This window comes from Streptomyces sp. NPDC093089 (assembly GCF_044754405.1).
In the GTDB taxonomy this organism is placed as follows: domain Bacteria; phylum Actinomycetota; class Actinomycetes; order Streptomycetales; family Streptomycetaceae; genus Streptomyces.
The window spans coordinates 137,627-154,104 of record NZ_JBIVPA010000004.1 but is presented as its reverse complement, the minus strand read 5'-3'; the positions used below and the strand labels follow the sequence as shown (position 1 = coordinate 154,104).

At 68.6% G+C, this 16,478-nt stretch carries 13 protein-coding genes; 10 read left to right on the top strand and 3 right to left on the bottom strand.

Annotation, left to right across the window (positions count from 1 at the left end):
* Positions 1–127: 127 nt before the first annotated feature.
* The 8 genes from ACIQFX_RS10730 (at position 128) to ACIQFX_RS10695 (ending at position 8,555) form a co-directional block, all read left to right on the top strand.
* Positions 128–1,474 (top strand): ABC transporter substrate-binding protein, encoded by a 1,347-nt coding sequence (locus ACIQFX_RS10730; protein ID WP_402460924.1) that lies wholly within the window; start codon positions 128–130, stop codon positions 1,472–1,474.
* Positions 1,474–2,403 (top strand): carbohydrate ABC transporter permease, encoded by a 930-nt coding sequence (locus tag ACIQFX_RS10725; protein ID WP_402461567.1) that lies wholly within the window; start codon positions 1,474–1,476, stop codon positions 2,401–2,403. The genes ACIQFX_RS10730 and ACIQFX_RS10725 overlap by 1 nt, the downstream gene beginning before the upstream one ends.
* Positions 2,400–3,275, top strand: coding sequence for a carbohydrate ABC transporter permease (locus ACIQFX_RS10720; protein WP_402460923.1), 876 nt, complete (start codon positions 2,400–2,402; stop codon positions 3,273–3,275). The genes ACIQFX_RS10725 and ACIQFX_RS10720 overlap by 4 nt, the downstream gene beginning before the upstream one ends.
* Position 3,276: 1 nt before the next feature.
* Complete coding sequence (locus ACIQFX_RS10715; RefSeq protein WP_402460922.1) at positions 3,277–5,031, top strand: glycoside hydrolase family 36 protein; 1,755 nt, start codon at positions 3,277–3,279, stop codon at positions 5,029–5,031.
* A 22-nt stretch (positions 5,032–5,053) separates the two neighbouring features.
* The gene (locus ACIQFX_RS10710) at positions 5,054–6,052 is read left to right on the top strand and encodes a LacI family DNA-binding transcriptional regulator (RefSeq protein WP_402460920.1); all 999 of its coding nucleotides are present in this window, start codon (positions 5,054–5,056) and stop codon (positions 6,050–6,052) included.
* A 639-nt stretch (positions 6,053–6,691) separates the two neighbouring features.
* Positions 6,692–7,246 (top strand): Uma2 family endonuclease, encoded by a 555-nt coding sequence (locus ACIQFX_RS10705; protein WP_402460918.1) that lies wholly within the window; start codon positions 6,692–6,694, stop codon positions 7,244–7,246.
* A 50-nt stretch (positions 7,247–7,296) separates the two neighbouring features.
* Positions 7,297–8,214, top strand: coding sequence for a hypothetical protein (locus tag ACIQFX_RS10700; RefSeq protein WP_402460917.1), 918 nt, complete (start codon positions 7,297–7,299; stop codon positions 8,212–8,214).
* On the top strand, positions 8,199–8,555 hold the full coding sequence (locus ACIQFX_RS10695) for a hypothetical protein (RefSeq protein WP_402460915.1): 357 nt from the start codon (positions 8,199–8,201) through the stop codon (positions 8,553–8,555). Before ACIQFX_RS10700 ends, ACIQFX_RS10695 begins: the two co-directional genes overlap by 16 nt.
* Positions 8,556–8,722: 167 nt before the next feature.
* On the opposite strand, the gene ACIQFX_RS10690 is transcribed toward ACIQFX_RS10695, so the two are convergent.
* On the bottom strand, positions 8,723–9,001 hold the full coding sequence (locus ACIQFX_RS10690) for a hypothetical protein (protein WP_402460913.1): 279 nt from the start codon (positions 8,999–9,001) through the stop codon (positions 8,723–8,725).
* 574 nt (positions 9,002–9,575) lie between these two features.
* Between ACIQFX_RS10690 and ACIQFX_RS10685 the strand changes: the two genes are divergently transcribed.
* Together ACIQFX_RS10685 and ACIQFX_RS10680 are read left to right on the top strand one after the other, a co-directional pair.
* Complete coding sequence (locus ACIQFX_RS10685) at positions 9,576–10,130, top strand: flavoprotein (RefSeq protein WP_402460911.1); 555 nt, start codon at positions 9,576–9,578, stop codon at positions 10,128–10,130.
* A 214-nt stretch (positions 10,131–10,344) separates the two neighbouring features.
* Positions 10,345–10,887: an SMI1/KNR4 family protein gene (locus ACIQFX_RS10680; protein ID WP_402460910.1), complete on the top strand. Its 543-nt coding sequence runs from the start codon at positions 10,345–10,347 to the stop codon at positions 10,885–10,887.
* A gap of 72 nt (positions 10,888–10,959) precedes the next feature.
* On the opposite strand, the gene ACIQFX_RS10675 is transcribed toward ACIQFX_RS10680, so the two are convergent.
* Together ACIQFX_RS10675 and ACIQFX_RS10670 are read right to left on the bottom strand one after the other, a co-directional pair.
* Positions 10,960–15,423 carry a hypothetical protein gene (locus ACIQFX_RS10675; protein WP_402460908.1) on the bottom strand — a complete coding sequence of 1,488 codons (4,464 nt, stop codon included), beginning with the start codon at positions 15,421–15,423 and terminating at the stop codon, positions 10,960–10,962.
* A 44-nt stretch (positions 15,424–15,467) separates the two neighbouring features.
* Entirely contained in the window at positions 15,468–16,448 is a 981-nt protein-coding gene (locus ACIQFX_RS10670; RefSeq protein ID WP_402460907.1) for a hypothetical protein, read from the bottom strand.
* Between the last annotated feature and the right edge of the window lie 30 nt (positions 16,449–16,478).

The following is a 16,478-nucleotide window of genomic DNA, read 5'->3' as shown; positions in this document are numbered from 1 at the left end:
TTGTGGGTCAGGCAGTAAATTTTCAACGAAGTCTTGCAAGCGTGATTGGCTGATTGTTAACGTCGCCACTCGTCAGCCTGGCGCTCGCCGGCTTGGCCCTTCGATCCGCGAGGCAAGGGGTTGTGTCATGGGCATGAACCGTCGCAAGGTTCTGCGGGCAGGCGGCATACTCGCCGCCGGTGCCGGCCTGGGAGGCGTCACCGCCTGCTCCGGCACGGGTGTCACGGACAAGGGGGCCGGCGCGGCCGGCGACCCGGGGAAGGGAGACATCCAGGTCTGGAGCTGGGCGGGCCCGGCCGCCGAGATGAAGGCGCTCGTACCGGCGTTCAACAAGCAGTACCCGGACATCAAGGTCACCGTCCAGGACATCGGCAACCCGGCCATCTGGGACAAGATCACCACGGGACTCGCGGCCGGCGGAGCCGGACTCGCCGACGTGCTCCACATCGGCGTCGACTACCTGCCGGGCTACGTCGAGAAGTTCCCGGGCGGCCTCGCCGACCTGAGCAAGCTCGGCGCGGACACCTACAAGGACGCCTTCGCCAAGGGCCTGTGGCAGACCGTCTCCTCCGAGGGCGGCCGGGTGAACGCCCTGCCCTGGGAAGCCAACTCCGCCGGCTTCTACTACCGGGCCGACGTCTTCGAGGACGCGGACGTCGACGTCCAGGCGATCGACACCTGGGACGACGCCATCGAGGCCGGCAAGCAGATCAAGGCCAAGACGGGGAAGTACCTCCTCGGGATCGACAAGCCCGCCTCCCAGGCCGACTCCGCGAACTTCTTCCAGATGCTCCTGCAGCTGCAGGGCGCCTTCTACTTCAACGCGGCCGGCGAGATCACGCTCGACTCGCCCGAGGCCGTCAAGGCGATGACGATCATCAAGCGGATGAACGACGCCGGTCTCGTGAGCGACATCTCCGGCGGATGGAACGCACTGATCAGCTCCATCAAGAAGGGCACCGCCGCCGTACTGCCCATGCCCACGTGGTTCGGCGGCATCATCGAGGAGACCGTCCCCGGCGAGGCCGGCACATGGGGTGTGCGCCTGCCCCCGGCCGTCCGCCGCGGCGGCCTCACCAGTGCCACCGTCAACTCGACCCACCTCGCCGTGTCCGGCACCAGCAAGCACCAGGCCGCGGCCTGGAGATTCGCCGAGTTCATCCTCACCCGCCCGGAGAACCAGGTGAGGATCTACAAGGAGAAGGGCATCGCCCCCGCCCTGATGAAGGCCTACGACGACCCGGTCTTCCATGTCGAGTCGGCGTTCTTCAGCGGCCAGAAGAAGGGCGAGGTCTTCCTCGGCGCGCTGAAGGCGGACTCGCCGGCGTTCAACTACACCGCCGACTACGCCCGCGCGCTCAAGGCCACCACCGACGCCCAGACGAAGGTGCTCCTGGCCGGCACCGACCCCGCCAAGGTACTGCGCGAGGCCGCCGACCAGCTCGCCCGGCAGACCGGCCGCAAGAAGGCATGATGACCGCCCTCACCTCGCCGGCCGGCACGAAGCCGCGGACGGGCCCGGCCGAGAGGACGCGCCCGCCACGGTTCACCGCCCGGCGCCTGGCCCCGTACGCCTTCGTCCTGCCGGCGCTGCTGCTCTTCGCCGCGTTCAAGATCTACCCCATCGTCCAGTCCTTCGTCCTCAGCCTCTACAAGACGGTCGGGGGTGCCGACACCTTCGTCGGGGCCGACAACTACGCCCGGCTGCTCGACGACCCGCTGTTCTGGACCGCGCTGCGGAACACCGCCGTGATCCTCGCCGTCCAGGTACCGGTGATGCTGGCGCTGGCCACCGGCCTGGCCGTCGCCTTCGACTCGGCGCTGCTGCGCGGCCGCTCGGTGTTCCGGCTCGGGTTCTTCCTGCCGATGATCACCGGCCTGGTGGCGTACGGCCTCATCTTCTCGGTCCTGCTCAACGAGAAGTACGGGCTGGTGAACTGGCTGCTGGGACTGGCGGGAATCGGCGAGGTGCCCTGGCTCGTCGACCCGCTGTGGGCGAAGATCTCCCTGGGCCTGGCCCTCACCTGGCACTACACCGGCTACAACGCGGTGATCCTGCTCGCACGGCTGCAGTCCATCCCCACGGAGCTGTACGACGCGGCCTCCGTCGACGGAGCCGGTGCGTGGAAGTCCTTCCTGCACGTGACGCTTCCGGGACTGCGACCGGCGATCCTGCTCACCACGGTGCTGTCCACCATCGGCACCCTGCAGATCTTCGACGAGCCCTACATCCTCACCCGCGGCGGACCGGACAACGCCACCCTCACCATCGGCGTGTACCTGTACCAGAACGCCTTCGTGTACTTCGACTTCGGCTACGCCTCGGCCATCGCCTACGCCCTCGCCGTACTGATCGGCATCCTCGGGGTGATCCAGTTCCGCGTCCTGGGAGACAGGAAATGACCACCGACACGACCGGAACCGGCAGAGCCACGGGCCGCGACACACGCCCACGGCGCAGCCGTGGCACCAGCATCATGCTGACCTCGGGCCTGGCGATCGCTCTCGCCGTGGTCCTCATCCCCTTCTACTGGCTCGTCATCGCCAGCACCCACAGCTCCCAGGAGATCTTCGACTCCCCGCCACCGCTGCTCCCCGGCGGACACCTCGCGGAGAACCTCTCCCACCTGCAGGAGACGGCGTCCTTCGGCCGCGTCGTGCTGAACTCGCTCGGCATCGCCGTCATCTACACGCTGGGTGCGGGAGCGGTGTGCACGCTCGCCGGCTACGCCTTCGCCAAGTACCGCTTCAAGGGCCGCGATCCGCTGTTCGGCCTGCTGATGCTGGGCCTCGTCATCCCGGCCCAGGTCACCCTGGTGCCGCTGTTCAAGCTGATGGCCGAGCTGGAGTGGCTCAACACCTACCAGGCCGTGATCATGCCGAACCTCGCCCTGCCCTTCGGGATCTTCCTGATGCGGCAGTCCATGGCGGCGCTCCCCGACGAACTCCTCGACTCGGGCCGCATGGACGGCTGCGGAGAGCTCCGGCTCTTCGTCAAGGTCGTCCTCCCGCCGATGAAGCCGGCGCTGGCCGCCCTGGGCATCTTCCTCTTCCTCTACCAGTGGAACGACTTCATCTGGCCCCTGATCGTGCTGCGCGACGGAGCGTCGTACACCATCCCGGTGGCACTCGCCTCCCTGCAAGGAGTGGACGACACCGACTACGGCGCCATCCTCACCGGAACGGCCGTCGCCGCGATCCCCATGGCCGTCGTCTTCCTCGCCCTGCAACGCCATTTCGTCTCCGGCCTGCTCGCCGGGGCCGTCAAGGAGTAACGTGAGCACCCTGACCCACGAGGCCGTCACCACCGCCGAACTCGCGCCGGCGACGTACGAGCCGCTGCTCGACACCGTCGAGATGGCCGTCCTCGCTCCCGGAACCGAACCGACATGGACGCTGTCCGAACTCCCGGACGGCCTGCGGATGCTGCACATCGACGCCGGCGGCGCACCCGTCGAGATCCGGTTGTCCCTCCCCCTGGGTGACGCCACCGGCTACTGGCATCCCAAGGCCGGCTGGACGCGCACCCTCGTCGCCGACTGGGCGGGGCGGTCCACGGTCAGCCTCGTCGACGGGTTCGCCACGGGATGCCTGTACGACCACTCCGGTGCGACCATGCTCACCTTCGCGGCAACCGACCCGGTGCCCGAGGTCCGGCTTCGCTTCGGGGTGTCCGAGGAGAACGACACCTACGTCGTGCACTTCGAACTGCCCGCGGCCCCGGACCCGCACCGCATCCTGTTCGTGCCGCGCCGCCCCTCGGTCGCCTCGGCGCTGGGCGCCCTGCGTGACTGGTTCGCGGCCGAGACGCGGGCCATGCCCGTCCCGGAATCGGCCCGACTGCCCGTCTACTCCACCTGGTACGCCTTCAACCAGCAGGTGGACGCCGCCTCCGTCGAGCGGCAGGCCGAACTCGCCACCGACGTGGGCTGCGGAGTACTCATCCTCGACGACGGCTGGCAGCACCTGGGCAGCGGGCGTGGCTACGCCGGCTGCGGTGACTGGAAGCCCGACCCCGCGAAGTTCCCCGACTTCACCGGGCACGTCGACCGCGTGCGCCGTGCCGGTCTGCGATACATGGCCTGGATCGCCCCGCTGCTGCTCGGCCCCGAGGCGGACTGTTACGACCGGTGGGCATCGTGCGCACCGGTCGCGGCGACCGTACCCGGGGCACATGTCCTCGATCCACGCCGACCCGAGGTACGGGCCCACGTGATCGACACATGCGTGTCCCTCGTCCGCGACCACGGATTCGACGGCCTCAAGATCGACTTCCTGGACGAGGCCATGGTGTACGCCGGCGACGGCGGCGATGACATCGGGCAGACCCTGACCCTGCTGCTCGCCGAACTGCGGTCCGCGCTGGAAGCGGAGCGTTCCGAGCTCCTGCTCGAACTCCGGCAGCCGTACGTCGGCCCCGGCATGGTGCCGTTCGGCAACATGCTGCGGTCGTTCGACTGCCCGGGCGACGCCGCCGCCAACCGGGTGCGCACGATCGACACGTCCTTGCTCGCCGTGGGCGGAGCCGTACACTCCGACCCTCTGCTGTGGAGCGCGGCAGCCCCCGTGGAAGCCGCGGCGCGGCAGCTCATCGGGGCCCTGCACTCGGTACCGCAGATCTCCGTCCGGCTCGACAGGCTGCCGCACGACCATGTCGAGGCGCTGCGCTTCTGGCTGGCGCAGTGGCGGCGGCTGCGTCCGCAGCTGCTCGACGGAACCGTGCGGCCCGGCCGCCCCGACAACCTGTACACCGTGGTGCGCGCCGAGGCGGGCGGGGTGAGCGTGCTGGCCGTGCACGGCGAGCGCGCGGTGCGGGTCCGGCCCGCGGAGTTCAGGGAAACGGTTCTGGTCAACGCCTCGGACGTGGACCGTCTCGTGCTGGACGTCGAGGGCGCCGCAGCGTATACGGAAATCGCGGTCCACGCATGTGACGGCCGTATGATCGAGCGGAGCCGGACAACCCTCCGCCCCGGGCTGCAGAGCCTTTCCGTTCCGCGGATGGGGTTGGCACTGGTCAGGAGCATCGGATGAACCTCATGTCGAAAGGGGACCTGTGAAGGTCGGCATCGTCGACATCGCGGCTCGCGCGGGAGTGAGTGAGGCGACGGTCAGCCGGGTGATCAACCGGCGGCAGGGGGTGGCGAAGAGGACGCGGGACGCGGTCGAGAGCGCCATGGCCGAGCTCGGTTACGAACGTCCGGTGCAGGGCCAGCTGGTCGCCGTCGTCACCGAACGCGTCTCGAATCCGTTCTTCGCCGACGTCGCCGAGCGCATCGAGTCCTCGCTCGCCCCGCACGGGCTGAAGACGGTGATCTGTCCGGCGTTCCCCGGCGGTGTGCAGGAGCCCGAGTTCATCACGTCCATCGTCGACAAGGGCATCGCGGCCGTGGTCTTCCTCTCCGCGTCCAACACGCTGGAGGGCGCCGACACCGACGCGTACGAACTGCTCCGTGCCCGCCGTATTCCGTACATCGGCGTCAACGGCGAGTTCGCCGACGGGGTGCCCGCCCCCGTCTTCACCACGGACGACGCGCTCGCGGCGGAGCTGGCCGTCGACCACCTGTACCGGCTCGGCCACCGCAAGATCGGCATGGCATCGGGGCCTACGGGCAACCAGCCCGCCGAACGGCGGGTACGCGGCTTCGTGGAAGCGATGAGCAGGCGCGGTGTCGAGGGCGCCGAGCGGTGGGTGATCCGCCAGTCGTACACCGTGGAGGGCGGTCAGGCCGCCGCCGCGTCCCTGCTGGGTCTGGGCGCCACCGCGATCGTGGCGGCGAGTGACTACATGGCCCTCGGGGCGATTCGCGGCATCCGCCGCCAGGGGTACTCCGTGCCTGGCGACGTCTCGGTCGTCGGCTATGACGGGACGATGATCACCGAGTTCCTCGACCCGCCCCTGACGACGGTGCGGCAGCCCACGGACCGCCTGGCGCTGGAGGTCGGGCGGAGCATCCTGGAACTCGTCAGCAACCGGGACGTACCGACCGGAGAGCTCCTCTTCGACCCGGAACTGGTGATCCGAGCCTCGACCGGTCCGGCCCCAGGGGCGTAAGCGGGCGCCGCTCCGTCGCCGGGGTGGCCCTGGCTGACGACACCGACGGGGCAGTCGTCCTCGTCGACCGTCGGATGCCGCTTGTCCGCTGCCCGCGGGCCACCGTTGCTGCTGCGTCCCCTGGGCCCCGGTGATCCGAGGGTGCCGCCGCCGTCTCCCGTACGGCAAGGGGCGAACGGGGGCCGTCGGGGCCCGGACGGCCCTGGCGGGGGCAGCGTGTGGACGCCCGTGCCCGCAGGTGCGGCGCCACGGAACGTGACCGTGCGCAGGGGGCGTGCAGGGGTCAGGATGCGGGGGAGTCCGTGGCGGGCTGCGCGGTGATTGTCGGTGGTGAGGAGTGCCGAAGTCCGCCAAAGGCCCGTTCCGGCGCCGCGAGCATCTGGTCAGGACGGGCCTGACGGCCCTGCCCACGAGGACGCTGAGCAGCAGGTGGAAGGCGACATCGACCCACACGTATGCGGGCCAGGCGAGAATCCGGACCATGCGGAACGACAGGCCGATGCGCGGGCCGAGGAACGCTGTCAGCATGAGCGCCGAACGGCTGGCGGTACCCGAACCCAGGTGCCTCCAGGTCGCCAGTGGCGCCCGCTGCTGACGCGGGTGGATCGCATTCTGGGAGGCGACGGGAAGGAGCCGCTGATGAGCGTCGAGGCGATCATGCACACCGAGTTCCCCGAGGGATACACGGTCTTCTTCGGTGTCGACGGGAAGGTGATCATGACTCCGCGGAGCCTGGAGCACTCCAGCACGATCAAATCGTTGCAGTACGACACGATCGTGTCGCTCGGGCGCCACGCGAAGACTGTCTCGGACGTCTCTCTCGACTTCCCGGCGGACGAGAACTCCGCCCCCGATCTCGCGATTCTGCGTGAGGATTCCCAGAGGGTGGGCAAGCGCTACAGCTTCGAGGACGTCCTGCTGATCGTGGAGGTGGTGTCCGTCTCCTCGGCGCGCAAGGACTACGACGACTGCACCGCCAAGTACGGCCGCTACGGCATCCCCGTCTACCTGGTCGTGGACCCGTACGCGGCGGAGGTCGTCGTCCACACCCAGCCCACCGGAACCGGCTACATCGCGGCACACACGCACCAGTACGGCACCGGCAAACTCCCCATCGACCTGGCCGACGGGCGGACCTTCACTCTCGACCCGGACGAGCTGCCCCGGCCCGAGCCGGAGACCGGCGCGCGCTGACGAGACGGCCGCTGGTGGCCGGAACAAGCCGTCGTGTCAGGGGCCGTCATTTGAGTGACGCTTCCAGACCGGGACCGGCTGTCGATGATCTTGCCCAGCTCATTCCGGCGGTCGCCCCCCGAGAGGGAGCCGATGCGGAACTCGTGGTGATCGGGGAGCGGTACTGGGCGTTCGCCGGTTTTGCGCCCGAACTCGGCACTCCGCTCTGGTGCGAGAAGGTCAAGGACATCGACACCGCCGGCCGGGGACACCAGGTCTACGCAGTCGCCGCAGCCGGTGTCCGGGCCGTGGTGGCCGGACGGCTGTGCCCGCAATGCCAAGGCCCGCTCAGCCTCACCTCCCGAGCCGCCTTCCAGCAGGTCTGCGAGGGGTATGCCCCCGTCTGCGTGGACTGCAACGAGTCGTTGGCCGCCGCGGCGCGCCTCGTCGTCGACCCCGCACGGAAAGCCAAGCGAGACGCCGCCAGAGCCAAGGCCGAAGAACGGAACGCCGCCGACTCCGCCCATGCACGCTGGAAGCAACTCCAGCGGGACGTCATCGCAGAGGAGTATGCGGCCGTCTTCCCCTCGACGGGGGAGGTGCCTGCCTCGGGGGTGCGGGAGATGGTCGGTGCGTTGGCCCTGCTGCGGTACGCCCCGTCGACTTTTCCCATCGCCGGAGTCGGGTCCTGGCCGGATCTGCTGTATCCGGACAACGGCAAGACCGGCTCGCTCCTCGGCACGCTGATCCGGGCCGACCTCCTCAGGATCCATTCCTCCAGCCCCGCGACCGCGTTCGTCTGGGAGCCGGCGACCTTCGAAGAAGCCCTGCGCGAGGCCGGGGGAGATAACGTGCTCGACAGCAGCCCGATCGAGACGAGTCTCCCGCAGCTCAGGGAAGGGCTGCCCGAACCCGTCGTCGCTCCGCGCCTGGCGGGTGCCGGCCGGAGCGCGAGGGCGACGAGCTGGCGGCCATGGTCGCCTGGCTGAGCTCCCAGCCCGATGCCTGGGATCCGTACCTCGTCGCCGCCGGCCTCGGCGTCCTCACAGAGGTGCGGGAGGACACCCCGGAGTGGCACTACGAGGGCAGGATCCTCGCGCGGGGAGCGGCTCAACTCCTCCGGTTCCACGAGCGGCTCGCCCCGGTCATCGGGGTGAGGGAAGCCGCCCTCGCCGTCTTCGCCGCCACCGCGATGCTCACGCACCCGGTGACGATCGACGGCGCGACATTCCCCAGCGGCTCATGGATTCTGGACAGGCTCTGCACGCTGTTCCTCGACGCCCCTGTCGGGGAGACCGTCGAAACGGAAGGTGGCGAGCCGGACCAGTGAGTCGTCGCGGGCTACGTGGCGTAGCCATGCATCATGGATGATCATGAACCGGCGTGGTGGGGACTCGCAGCGGCTCAGGCTGTGACTCGGGGGTGCTGGTGGGCAGGATCTCCGCCCCCGATCCGCGCGTGCGGCAGGGGCCGCCGACGCGAACGGGGCGGTCCCGCTTACTTCGACTCCGCGTACTTCGCCGCACTCTCCAGCGAGCGGTTCACCGTCATTGAGCAGGCAGTCAACAGCCACGTTCTCGGTGACCCGGCCGTCCGTGCCTCCTGCGCCCGCGCGGCGAGCGCGGAGCCGCCGAGGTGGAGCTGGCCGGCGGAGGTGAGGGCTTCGCGGGTCGAGTCACCTGGGTCGAGCAGGATGTGGCCGGAGCGGATCAGGCGCAGACCGATGCCGTATTCCCCTTCGCGGAAGTAGACCAGCCCCCGGAGGTACTGCCTCATGCCCGCCAGACAGGGATCCGAGGCACGCTCAGCAGCCCAGCCCAGCCCAGCCCAGCCCAGCCCAGCCCAGCCCAGCCCAGCCGGTCGAGGGCGATGCCCGCGAGATCGAAGAAGCCGAGCTTCACCGTGACGTCGTGCGCGGTGCGGTAGGCGGAACCCGAGGCCCGCCACAGCTCCGTCGTCGGCGAGCGCCGACCACAGGACGGTCAGCTCCGTGATCACGTCCGGTAGGGCTGCCGCCGCCGCGTGCAGATGGGTGGCGCGGACGTGGGCACACAGCTCCTCCGTGGCCGCGACGAAGTCCACGGACGCCGGTCGCGCTCCGCAGTCGACTTGGGTGAGCCAGCTGTACGAGTACGGAATCCGGTCGGACAGCTCCCGCTGCGTCAGACCGGCCAGCCTGCGCTGTTTCTTGATCCGCGCACCGGTGTGGTCGTCGTCCCGGGTCGTCGTCCCGGTCTCCCGTCTCTGACCCGTCACCCCGAACGCTACGTGCCACTCGATGCCGAGGCGGACCGATTCGCAAGGGACGCCGACAAGTTGAGGGCGGTCCGGCTGTGATCGGATAGCCCACATGACCAACCCGACCCTGTACCTGTTCAGCTGTGCGGCGCCGCCGGTCCTCGATGTCGCCCGCGTCATCGAGGAGGCGCAGGCCGACGGCTGGGACGTATGCCTCGGTCTCACCCCGACGGCGGCCCGCTGGCTCGCCGACTCGCTCGACGGCCTCGCCGCCCTCACCGGCCACCCAGTCCGCTGGGACTACCGCCTCCCCGGGCAGCCGGACGTGTGGCCGAAGCCGGACGCCGTCGTCGTCGCGCCGGCGACCTTCAACACGATCAACCAGTGGGCGCTCGGGATCACGGACAAGTGGCTCGTCGGCGTGGTTGCCGAGGGCATCGGCAGGGGCATCCCCATGGCGATGATGCCGTGCGTGAACCGGGCGTACGTCGCGCACCCGCAGTTCGAGCGCTCGATCGACAGCCTCCGGAGCGCCGGGGTCCGGGTGCTGTACGGCGAAGGCGGCTTCATCCCGAACGAGCCTGGCCAGGGCAACCCCGCCACGTACCCGTGGCGGGCCGCCTTGGATGCCTTCGCCGACATCCTCGACCCGACCTCCATCGCGTAGGGCATTCTCCGAAGGGACGCTGCAGTGTCGTGCACAGGTCATGCCTGGGGGTCCTGCGGACAGCAGGCCTCTGGGGCAAGCGGCGACGCAAACCGCGGAGAGCGTGGGCTCCAGCAGCCCGAGGGCGCTTCGACCGGCCCACCGTGCTACCCGGCTACAGTAGGCGAGCCCGTTGAGTGGCCTAGCGAATCCGTGCAGAGAGGGGCAGCGGGGAATGAGTGTGGTGGAGAGCTGGTCCCGCGTAATGAATCTCCTCCGGGAGCATGCTCCGGCCGATCACGCGGACCTGCCCGGCCCGGCCCCGGAGCGGATGCTCGCGGCCGCCGAGGAGCGCATGGGTGTCTCATTGCCTCAGGAACTGCGGGCGTGGCTGCTGCAGAACAATCTGGATCTTCCCGAGGGCGATGTGGACGACGACGTCGCCTGCTGCGGTTACGACGGGTTCCCGGACGAGGGGAGCTTCTTTCTGGGCATCCGGGCGATGGAGAGGCTCCACGCGAACCACCCCTTGTCCGGTGGGGACGAATGGCGCGAGGAGTGGATCCCGTTCCTGTCGGATCAGGACGCCTGGACGGGGAAGTTCATCGATGCGACGGACGGACGTATCGGAAGATGGTTCGTGGGTGAGCCCACGATCACCGGCGAGTACGCGTCATTGGCCCACTACTTCGACTCCGTGGCGGAGATGCTGACGAGGATCGGCGCGGGAGACCATCCGGTCTGTTCCGTTGTCGATGGGCGACTTGTCTGGTCGTGAGGCCGCGACGCCGTGAAACAGAGGTGCCCCCCGGAAGCGAAGAGCGTCCGGGGGGCACTTCTCATGGTCCGGTTACGGAGTGGGTGCGGTGAATCCGGCGAGGTCGACCCAGTAGCCGTCGTCCTCCATCAGGCGCTGTTCCTTGATGAAGTCGCCGAACGGCCGCATCGACTGGGTGTTCTGCCAGTTCGACATCGAGGACCGGCCACACGGCTCGTTCCACGTCGGTGCCGTGGCATCCGGGCGCAGGCGGAGCGACATGGTGTCGTCGGCGTTGCGCTTGACATACGTCTGTATGCACTCCGCGCCGCTGTAACCGACCGGGTTGGGGCCCGCCGAGTTTCCGGCGCTCTGGGCGGCGTTGGCGAACACGAACTCGTCACAGCTCTTCGAGTCGGTACGCGGCTCCCCTGCGTCCAGGGACCACTTGTCACTGAACAGACCCGTGCCGCTGTAGGCCTTCCACTTCCTGCCGCAGATGAGCTGACGGTTGCGATCCGACTGGATCTTGCCCGAGCCGTCGACGGACATCTTGTTGCCCAGGTAGGTGAGCGACTTGCCGCTGCTGCGCTGACCCCACTTGATGTTGGTCTTGCGCCACATCATGTCGATGTGTGCCGCGGCCCCGGGGAACTTCTTGGAGTTCATGACGTACGTCGGCTTGTAGCCGGGGAACACACAGCCGGTGCCCGCGCTGGAGACCTCGGTGTCGCAGCGGATGATCAGCTGGCCACTCTCGAATTCGGTCGGATTCACGACCGAAGTGTTGTTGACCCTACCGCCGAGAGACAGGTAAGGGGTGATCGAGTTCCTGGTGGCGGCGCTGGGCGACCACTTGAACCGCGTGGTGACGGTCCTCAGGAGCGTGTCGCCCTTGGCGAAGGTCTTCGACCCGTTCCAGTCGACGCTGGTGATGTCGCAGTAACCGCGGCACTTGGCCGCGTAGTCGAGGGTGGCGGAGTTCACCGAACCGTCCATCGACTTCAGCCGGATGGTGGCGACCTGCGAGAACTCGGCGCTCTTGGGGTCGAGGTAGTACGTCATGTAGAGGTCGAATGCCGCGCTTCCGAGCGGGACGACCGGGACGGTGTTCGAGTACTCCGTCATCGCGTAGTCGCTGTGGATACAGGCGGTGGTGCGCTTGCGGCTGAGGGAGTGGTTGACCGTCGAGCACGTCGCGGTGCTCATGGCCGCCATCGGCGCCACCGTGGCGGTGTTCGCCGATGACCTGCCGGCCGCGGCGAAGAGGCCGTTGGTGACGTCCTCGTCCGGCTCGACCGGCGCCGGATCCGGAGCGGTCGGGTCGGCCGTCATGTTGCCGGTCAGCGCCTGACCCTCGTACGTGCCCGGGACGAACGCCACCGCGTCGAAGGCGATGTCCGCCGACCCGTTGCCGCCGTTGAAGTTGTCGAGCCGCACCTCGGGAATCTGGTCACCGAATTCATAGGCGCCCAGGTCCACCCACTTGTTGGCCTGGTTCGCCGTCTGCGAGATCGCCGCCTCCTCTTCCCCCTCGGGGGTCTGGATCCGGTACACGGCGTTGGTGGTCTGCGCCCCGTGGTCGGGTATGTGCGCGAAGATCTTCGCCTGGCGCGTGGTGTTGGTCAGCGGAGCGTTCAGCTTCCACGTGCCGGTCACCTTCAGACGCTCGGCGTTGGCCGGGGTCGACTCGGGCGAGCGGGTGTGCGTGAACCAGAAGTGGTTGCCGTAGCCCGCACCGATCTGATGCGTGTCGATCTTCCCCGGATACGTGGTGACGGTGGTCGGGTTGTCCGTACCGTCGTTGGTGAGATCCATCTGCGTGTCCCACGGGACATACGTGAAGTTGAATGTGCCGCTCGACTTCACCGCCCCGCATCCCCGCTTGGCGTCCACGCCGGCGGGTATGGTCCCGTCCGCCAGATCGTCGACCACCAGGGCGTTGGCGGGCAGAGGCGTGGTGGCGCAGTTCGGCGGGTAGGAGCCGGCATCCGGCTGCTCGCCGTAGGACGTCGTGAAGCGGTGCACACCGTTGCCGCACCTGGCCCCCGTGGTGCAGTTCTTCCACTGCGCTTCGGTGACTGGCTGGTTCCACCAGCAGTGCAGCCAGTGCGGGTTGGTGTCGCTGTTGCCCGCGTCCAGGGTGCAGGCACCCAGGCCCGGGTCGTTGGAGTCGTTGTCGCCGATCTTGGCCGGGTTGCAGTTGTTCGACGCGTTGCAGAACAGGTCGACCGGAGGCTTGGCGCTCGCGCGGTCCGCGTTGGTGGTCCACCATGCGGGGCGATAGCCCGCCTGGAAGTTACCCGGAGCGAACATCGCTGAGATCGGGCGCGCCGCCCAGCCGATCACCTTCTCCTGGTACGGCCAGTCCTGCGGGTGCGCGGCGTGGCTGTAGTCGTCCTTGGAGGAGTCGGTGGCGTGCTGCAGGAACGGCACCCGGTTGGCCTTCCACAGCGGGTTGGCCGGGTTGTTCGTCCAGCCCACGCCCGAGTGCCCCGCGGAGTCGGCGGTGCCGTAGAAGCCGGAGTTGTACGCCCACAGGGCGAAGAACCAGTTCTCGATCCACCTGGGGTGGCCGCCGTTGATCTTCATGCCGGCGTTGTACGTCAGGTTCCACTTCTCCGACAGGATCCGCACGCCGGCCGCGACGTTCGCGGTGTAGTCCAGCGCGACCGCTTCCTGGGCGAGCGTGGACAGGGCGGTCTCGCCCGGCTTTGTCTTGCCCGCCAGGCGCATGCCGTCGGTGGCCTGGGTGATGCCGTAACCGCAGTCGGCGTCGGCCCAGTTGATACGCCACGGGTCGAGCTGCTCGCCGGAGGCGGCGTAGTCGACGCCGTAGTAGTTGCCGATCAGCGAGTTGGCGGTGACACCGGGCACGGCGAAGCGGGTGGCCTGCCACATGTTGGACTCCTGCGCGGTGATGCCCAGCATCACCTGCGCGGGAATGTGCCACTTGTCGGTGACGTCGGGGTCCTCGTTGTCGAGCTTGCCGTTGGGGTCACCCGCGAGGACGGTCGGCGGGAACAGGCCCTGGGGCTGGTAGCCGCCGGCGATGCCGGTGTTCTTCCAGTTGCTGTCGCGGTAGAAGTTCAGCTCACCGACGACGGCCTGGTCCACGGCCCATTCGACCTGGCGCGGAGTGGGCTGGAACGCCTGCTTCTTCACGTCGTTGCGGGCCACCGAGCAGTAGCGTTCCCCGGTGCCTTCGCTCGGGTTGTCGGCCTGCGCGGTGAGGGCCTGGGTACGGACGGCCTGCGTGGCCAGGCCGTCTGTGCTCTTCTCGCCCATGTCCGGGCCGGAGTCGACCGGGCCGCCGGTGGGTAGAGCGGGGGACAGGGCGTGCCCCTGTGCCTCGTCGCCCACGCGGTGCGCGCCGGGGCGCAGGTCGAGGGTCACGGACTTGCCCGAGTCCAGCATGCGCAGGGCCGTACGGGCGGGGCGCGGCTTGGCGGCGTCCTCCGGGTTGACCAGGGTGCTCTTCCCATCGGACCAGGTGGTGGTCAGGGCCGCCTGGGCGTTGCTGGAGATCGCCGCGCCCTTGGGGAGCTTGCCGGGGTTGTGCACCCGCTTGGGCAGGGCCTTGGACGTGGCGTCACCGGTGACGAACACCTCGCCGTGTGCCGAGCGGGTCAGGTCCCAGGCGTGCAGCCCGCCGGAGGCGACGGTGACGGGCTCGGTCTTCTTGCCCTGCCTCACCTTCGTACGGTCCAGGTGCTTGGCCCAGGCGGCCGGCTTGTCGGACGCCTTCTTGTCTAACTCGCGGTCGATGAAGGTGATACCGCCGTCGGCGTCGGCGGTGATCTGGAACGGCACCGTGGTGGTGGACGCCAGGATCTTCTCGGCCGTGCCGTTGATCCGTACCAGCTTGTTGCCGTGGGCGGCGACGATGCCCGCGTCGGTGGGGATCGCCGAGGTGATCTGGCCGGCGAGCGTGACCGGCTTCGACTTCTTGCCGGTGGCCGCGTCGACGGTGATCAGACGGGTCTGCTGCTTGTCGTCACCGTCATGGGTGAGCTGGGTGAACACCGCCTGATCGCCCTGGCCGCAGCCGGGCGAGAAGTAGGCGAGCGACGACTGGAACGGCAGCTTGGTGACCTCGCCCGAGGTCAGGTCGACCACCGCGGTGAAGGCACCGCGCACCATCAGTTCGGGCTTGTTGGTGAACATCCGCGGCGCGTACGAGACGGCCGCGTACTTGCCGGACTCGGTGACGCAGTGGTTGCCGATCCAGGTGTCCGAGGCGAAACCGTCCTCGAACAGACTGGCCACCGTACGGAGTTGGTAGCCGTCCTTCTCCTTGCCCGCGAGGAGGTGGAAGCCGGTGCCGTCACCGGTCGTGGTGACCGCGGTGTCCGCGGATTTCTCGTAGCCCTTGCCGAGCAGGCCGACGCGGTCCTTCGCGGGGATCGCGGAGGGCTCCAGGGACAGCTTCTTCTGCTGCTGGGTGGTGTCGCTCCACCCCTGCGCCGCGCCCTTGGGCGGCTTTGGTTCCTCGGCCTGCGCGGGCAGGCTCAGCGGTATCGCCAGCGCGGTGGTCACCGCAAGGGTGATCGGCACGCGCAGACGGATACGTATCTTTCTCAACTGCTTTCCCTCTCTGGTTACTTGACTGTCTTCGCAGCCGCAAGGACCTCGCCCGTGCGCTTCTTGATGGCGGCAAGCTGGTCCTTGTTCTCCTCGATCAGCCGCTTCTGGACTGCCGACTCCTCCTTGAACCAGACCTCGATCAGACGGGTCTGCTCCTTGCAGTCGATGTCGTCCAGCGCGAGCTCGATCGCGTTCTTGGTGGTGCCGTCGCCGTCGGCGTAGCCCTGCTCCATCGCCCGGTACGGATCGGCGACCTTGCGGCCCTTGCCCCTCATGCAGGTCGACCAGCTCTTGAGAGCCTTCTCGACCGGCTTCAGCGGCCGGGACTCGGAGAGGCTCGTCGAGGCGAGCCCGGAGACAAAGCCCGCATCCTCCTCGTTCACCTTGAGCCGCCGCTTCGACCAGCCGTCGCAGCCGCCCTCGTGCAGCCTCTTTCCGTTGTGCTCGGCGCGCGCGGGCTCCGGGACCCCACCGAAATGGCCGTCGCTGGCCTTGGCGCCCTTGGGCGGGGCGAACTCGGGCTTCTTCCGCCCGGTCAGGACCTCCACCTCGATGCCTGAAAGCCCCTCCTCGACGGATTCGAGGCTCCGGGTCAGCTCCTTCGGCAGCCCGTACCCGTACTTCTGGGCCTGTGCGCGGTCGCTGAGGCCGTAACGCCGCTCGATCGAGACGGCGTTGCTGTGGGGCGGCGGGTTCGCGCCGGGACGCGGCAGATCGACGGTCAGCCCGTACTCGGACATGCACCGCGTCTGCAGGGTGCGCAGCGCGGTGTCGACGGCGACCTGATCCGCGTAGGAGGGCAGGTAGGACTCAAGCGGCAGCTCCAGGCCCTTGACCAGCCCGGAAGTGGGGACCTCCGCAGGCCAGTTGGCTTGGTCGATCGGGGCCTTGTCCTTCGCCGGGTCGGAGGCCGATCCGGACGAGGCGCAGGCACCGAGCGAGATTGCCGCGAGCATGACAGTGGTGGCGACGGTCGTTCGCCTGAGGACGTGCATGGGTTTTCCTTCTCTACGTGACGTGAGGTG

What these genes read in the sequence shown, in the direction of transcription:
- ACIQFX_RS10730 (WP_402460924.1), top strand. Translation starts at nt 128, where the DNA reads ATGGGCATGAACCGTCGCAAGGTTCTGCGGGCAGGCGGCATACTCGCC.
- ACIQFX_RS10725 (WP_402461567.1), top strand. Translation starts at nt 1,474, where the DNA reads ATGACCGCCCTCACCTCGCCGGCCGGCACGAAGCCGCGGACGGGCCCG.
- ACIQFX_RS10720 (WP_402460923.1), top strand. Translation starts at nt 2,400, where the DNA reads ATGACCACCGACACGACCGGAACCGGCAGAGCCACGGGCCGCGACACA.
- ACIQFX_RS10705 (WP_402460918.1), top strand. Translation starts at nt 6,692, where the DNA reads ATGAGCGTCGAGGCGATCATGCACACCGAGTTCCCCGAGGGATACACG.
- ACIQFX_RS10695 (WP_402460915.1), top strand. Translation starts at nt 8,199, where the DNA reads ATGGTCGCCTGGCTGAGCTCCCAGCCCGATGCCTGGGATCCGTACCTC.
- ACIQFX_RS10690 (WP_402460913.1), bottom strand. Translation starts at nt 9,001, where the DNA reads ATGAGGCAGTACCTCCGGGGGCTGGTCTACTTCCGCGAAGGGGAATAC.
- ACIQFX_RS10685 (WP_402460911.1), top strand. Translation starts at nt 9,576, where the DNA reads ATGACCAACCCGACCCTGTACCTGTTCAGCTGTGCGGCGCCGCCGGTC.
- ACIQFX_RS10680 (WP_402460910.1), top strand. Translation starts at nt 10,345, where the DNA reads ATGAGTGTGGTGGAGAGCTGGTCCCGCGTAATGAATCTCCTCCGGGAG.
- ACIQFX_RS10670 (WP_402460907.1), bottom strand. Translation starts at nt 16,448, where the DNA reads ATGCACGTCCTCAGGCGAACGACCGTCGCCACCACTGTCATGCTCGCG.